General features: G+C 69.4%; 5 protein-coding genes. 1 reads left to right on the forward strand and 4 read right to left on the reverse strand.

What is annotated here, in order from left to right; genetic code table 11:
• Positions 1 to 89: 89 nt before the first annotated feature.
• A complete protein-coding gene (pyrF, locus tag VDQ18_RS22930) occupies positions 90 to 806 on the reverse strand; it encodes an orotidine-5'-phosphate decarboxylase (protein ID WP_323023173.1) in 717 nt (238 codons plus the stop codon).
• Positions 807 to 904: 98 nt separating this feature from the next.
• On the opposite strand from pyrF, the gene VDQ18_RS22935 reads away from it, so the two are divergent.
• Complete coding sequence (locus tag VDQ18_RS22935; protein ID WP_323023174.1) at positions 905 to 2,041, forward strand: alpha/beta hydrolase family protein; 1,137 nt, start codon at positions 905 to 907, stop codon at positions 2,039 to 2,041.
• On the opposite strand, the gene VDQ18_RS22940 is transcribed toward VDQ18_RS22935, so the two are convergent.
• The 3 genes from VDQ18_RS22940 to VDQ18_RS22950 form a co-directional block, all read right to left on the reverse strand.
• On the reverse strand, positions 2,042 to 2,497 hold the full coding sequence (locus VDQ18_RS22940) for a universal stress protein (protein ID WP_323023175.1): 456 nt from the start codon (positions 2,495 to 2,497) through the stop codon (positions 2,042 to 2,044).
• An 83-nt stretch (positions 2,498 to 2,580) separates the two neighbouring features.
• Positions 2,581 to 3,366: an ion channel gene (locus tag VDQ18_RS22945; RefSeq protein WP_323023176.1), complete on the reverse strand. Its 786-nt coding sequence runs from the start codon at positions 3,364 to 3,366 to the stop codon at positions 2,581 to 2,583.
• Positions 3,363 to 4,220 (reverse strand): branched-chain amino acid aminotransferase, encoded by an 858-nt coding sequence (locus VDQ18_RS22950; RefSeq protein ID WP_323023177.1) that lies wholly within the window; start codon positions 4,218 to 4,220, stop codon positions 3,363 to 3,365. The genes VDQ18_RS22945 and VDQ18_RS22950 overlap by 4 nt, the downstream gene beginning before the upstream one ends.
• Positions 4,221 to 4,320 lie beyond the last annotated feature (100 nt).

The following is a 4,320-nucleotide window of genomic DNA, read 5'->3' on the forward strand; positions in this document are numbered from 1 at the left end:
CCCCTTCTTCGGCGCGGCGGCACGCCGCGCCGCTGGTCGCCCGAGGCGCCCGCGGTAGCGGGCAACGAGGGCGAAACCCCTCGTCCCTGTCAGGCGCCCGCCAGTTCCGCGACGATGGCGCGGGCGGCGGCGGCCGGGTCCGCGGCGTTCCAGACCGGGCGGCCGACGACGATGTGGTCGACGCCCGCGCGCACCGCGTCGGCCGGGGTGGCGATGCGTTTCTGGTCGTTCGCCGCCGCGCCCATGGGCCGGACGCCCGGGGTCACGATCAGCCGGCCCGCGGCGCTGGGCAGGGCGCGGATGCGGGCGACCTCGTGCGGGCTGGCGATCACGCCATCGGCGCCGGCGGCGAAGGCGCGGTCGGCGCGTTCGGTGACGATATCGGCCATCTCGCCCGGCACGATCATCGAGGCGTCGAGGTCGGCGCGGTCCATCGCCGTCAGCACCGTCACCGCCAGGATCTTCAGCCCGCTGCCCGCCGCGCCCTCGCGCGCGGCGCGGACCACATGCGGGTCGCCATGCACGGTCAGGAAATCGAGGTCGAAGCGGGCGATGCCGCGCACCGCCGCCTCGACCGTGGCCGGGATGTCGAAGAATTTCATATCGAGGAAGATGCGCTTGCCCATCTCATGCTTCATCTCGTTGGCCAGCGCCAGACCGCCGCCGGTCAGCATGCCGAGGCCGATCTTGTAGAAGCTGACCTGATCGCCGAGGCGCTGGGCGATCTCGAGCCCCTGCACCACATTGGGCACATCGAGGGCGACGATCAGGCGGTCGTCGGCGGGGAGGGGGGCGGGCTGGGACATCGGGCGGGACTCCGTCTTGGGCGCTGGCCCGCTGATACGCGGATTGACCGGGCCGGGCAACCTTGCGCAGGGCGGGAACGGGAGGCAGTCTTCGCGCCATGAGCCAGCAGAACCGCGTCGACGCCACCCGCCCCGATTCCCCGCCTCTTGCCGGTCCCGGTCCCTTGCCGGTGGGGGTGCGGACCCTCACCGTCACCGATCCCGACCGCGTGGACGTCGCCGCCTCGACCGAGGCGGTGGTGCGCAGGCCCCGGGCGCTGGTGACGGAGCTCTGGTATCCGGCGCTGGCCAATACGCGGGCGGGCGGCATCTATCGCACGCTTCTGCGCGACGGCGAGACGTCGATCACCCTGCAGGGGCGCGCTGCGCGCAATGCCAATCCGGCGCCGGGGCAGTTTCCGCTGGTGCTGATCTCGCACGGCTATCCGGGCAACCGCTATCTGCTGGCGCATCTGGCCGAGGCTTTGGCCTCGCGCGGGTATCTGGTGGCGGCGGCCGACCACCCCGACAGCACCTACGAGGATCAGGGGCCGTTCGGCGCCACGCTGCACCACCGGCCGCTCGACCAGCGCTTCCTGCTGGGGGCGCTGGCGGAGCTGCCGAATGCCGGGGCCGAGGCGGCGATCATCGGCTATTCCATGGGCGGCTACGGGGCGCTGGTGACGGCGGGGGCCGGGCTTTCCCCCAGCGTCCGCGAGCACGAGCACGCGCCGCCCCATGACCTGCTGGCGGCTCATCTGGAGGGCGCCGCGCTGCCGCCGCCCGAGGCGCTGAAGGCGGTCATCGCCATCGGCCCCTTCGGCAACAGCCACGGGCTCTGGTCGCCCGCGGGTCTTGGCGCGCTGGCGGGGCTGCCGGTGCTGGTGATGGCCGGGGACCGGGACGAGACCTCGGGCTATGACGGGATGCGCGGCATTGCCGAGACCGGGCGGGGGCTGCTGCTGACCTTCCTCAACGCCGGCCACAATGCCGCGGCGCCGATCCCCGCGCCGGTTGAAAGCCACGCGCTGAGCGCCAAGCTGGGCTGGGCGCCCTTCCTGCATTACGCCGATGCCGTCTGGGACACGGTCCGGATGAACGCCATCGCCCAGCATTTCGCCGCGGCCTTCCTGGACCGGCATCTGAAGGGCGAGGCCGAGGCCGAGCGTTTCCTCGACCCTGCCACCGGGCTTGGCCCCGAGGCCGGGTTCGGCGAGGGGCGGGACGCGGGCCTCAGGCTGGAACGCTGGCGCTGATCAGGCGATCTTTTCCATCCGGGCCTTGTCCATCGTGCCGGGCACGATGGTGATCGGCACCGGCAGCGAGCCCGAGTTGCGGCTCAATTGCGTGACCAGCGGGCCGGGGCCCGCCCGGTCCGAGCCCGCGCCGAGGACGAGGATGCCGATTTCGGGATCTTCCTCGATCAGGCCCAGGATCTCGTCCACGGGCTTGCCTTCGCGGATCACCAATTCCGGCTGGATGCCGTGCTTGTCGCGCATCCATTTGGCGAAGACCTCGAAATGGGCCTCGATCCGCTCGCGGGCTTCCTCGCGCATCAGGTCGGCCACGCCGATCCAGTGCTGGAATTCCTCGGGCGGGATGATGGACAGGATGGTGACGCCGCCGCCGGTATGGGCAGCCCGGAGCGCGGCGAAGCGGATCGCATTCAGGCATTCGCGGCTGTCGTCCAGCACGACGAGGAACTTGCGCATTCAATGTCTCCGGTTGGTGACGCCATATTGGCGGATGCTCCGCGGGCTGTCCAGAAGCGGCGGGCGTCGGGCGGGATGGGCGGTCAGTCGCGATAGCCGGATGTCGTGATCTTCAGCTGTTCGCCGCAATGCTTGCAATGAACGGCGTCGGGATCGTGGCGGTTGAGGCCGCAGGTCGGGCAATCGTAGCGGACCTTCGGCGGCTGGAAGAGGGCGCGGGCGAATTGCACGAAGAGCGCCACACCCACCACCATCACCGCCACCGAGAAGAGCTTGCCGCCGGTCGTGTGCAGGGTGATGTCGCCGAAGCCCGTGGTCGTGAGCGTGGCGACGGTGAAATAGAGCGCGTCGACATAGGCGGCAAAGCCGGTATGGGCCGGGAAGAACAGGGCGAAGGCCAGCGAGGTCGTCACGAACAGGAAGACGAAGAGGTGCATGCCCGCGACGAAGGTTTCCTCGTGCTGGCGGAAGAGTTTCCAGTCGCGCCTGAGGTCGGTGATCAGGTGGTAGGAATGCAGGAGCCTCAGCCCCCGCAGGATCCTGAGGAAGGTGATGTCATGGCTGAGGAACGGCGCGACGACCAGCGACAGCAGCACCACGATATCGGCGATGGTGTAGATCCTGAGCAGCATGCGCCGCCGGTTGTCGTCGACCCAGAGCCGGGCCAGGAAATCGAGCAGGATCACCAGCCCGAGCCCGAGGTTGATCGCCGTCACCCAGCCCGAATAGGGCAGGGCGGCGGCGATGATGAAATAGAGGATCGAGGCGACGTCGAAGACGATCAGCCCGTAGCGGAAGCGCTTGGCGTATTCGGTCCGCCCCCGGTAGAGGATCCGCACCCGTCGGAAGAGGCGCGAGCGTTCCCTCACCGGGCCGAGGCCGCCCAATCCCAGTAGAGCTGCCGCGTACGGCGGGTCACGGGGCCGATGGCATAGCTCACATCGTCGAAGGCACTGACCGGCGTCACCTTGGACATGTTGCCCGACAGGAACACCTCATCCGCGCCGCGGAAATCGTCGAGGGTCAGGACCGCCTCATGCACCGTCACGCCATCGGCGCGCAGGTTCTGGATATGGCGGGCGCGGGTGATGCCTGACAGGAAGGTGCCGTTGGCGATGGGGGTGAAGACCTCGCCATCCTTGACCATGAACACATTCGCCGTGGCCGATTCCGCGACATTGCCGTGGCTGTCCTGCACCAGCGCGTTGCCGAAGCCCTTGGCATTGGCCTCGGCCAGCATGCGGGCGTTGTTGGGGTAGAGGCAGCCGGCCTTGGCATTGGTGACGGCCACGTCGAGCGTCGGGCGGCGGAAACGGGTGGTGGTGAGCGTGGTCGTCGCCTCCTCGGGCGCCATGGGGATGGCTTCGAGGCAGAGGGCGAAGCCGGTGTCGCCATAGGTCGGCAGCACGCCCGAGGGGCCGCCGTGGATCGACCAGTACATCGGCCGGATGTAGACGGCGGGCGCGAAGCCTTCGAGCCCTTCACGGGTGATGTCCAGCATCTGCTCGACGCTCATCGAGGGCTTGATCATCAGCGCCTCGGCCGAACGGTTGACGCGGGCCAGATGCAGGTCGAGGTCCGGGGTGAGGCCGTCCACGGAGCGGGCGCCGTCGAAAACCGTGCTGCCCAGCCAGGCGCCGTGATCGGCCGCCTTCATCACCGGGACATCGCCCTCGTGCCAACGTCCCTCGAACCAGGTGCGGATGCGCGAACCGACGGCCATCATGCCTCTCCCTCTGTCATGCTGCGCGAGTTAAACACCCGGCGGCGGCGAAGGTCCAGAGCGGGAGGGGTTTCGCCCTCGGCCCTGACGCCGTTGGCGT

The sequence above is a fragment of the Pararhodobacter sp. genome, assembly GCF_034676075.1.
In the GTDB taxonomy this organism is placed as follows: Bacteria; Pseudomonadota; Alphaproteobacteria; order Rhodobacterales; family Rhodobacteraceae; genus Pararhodobacter.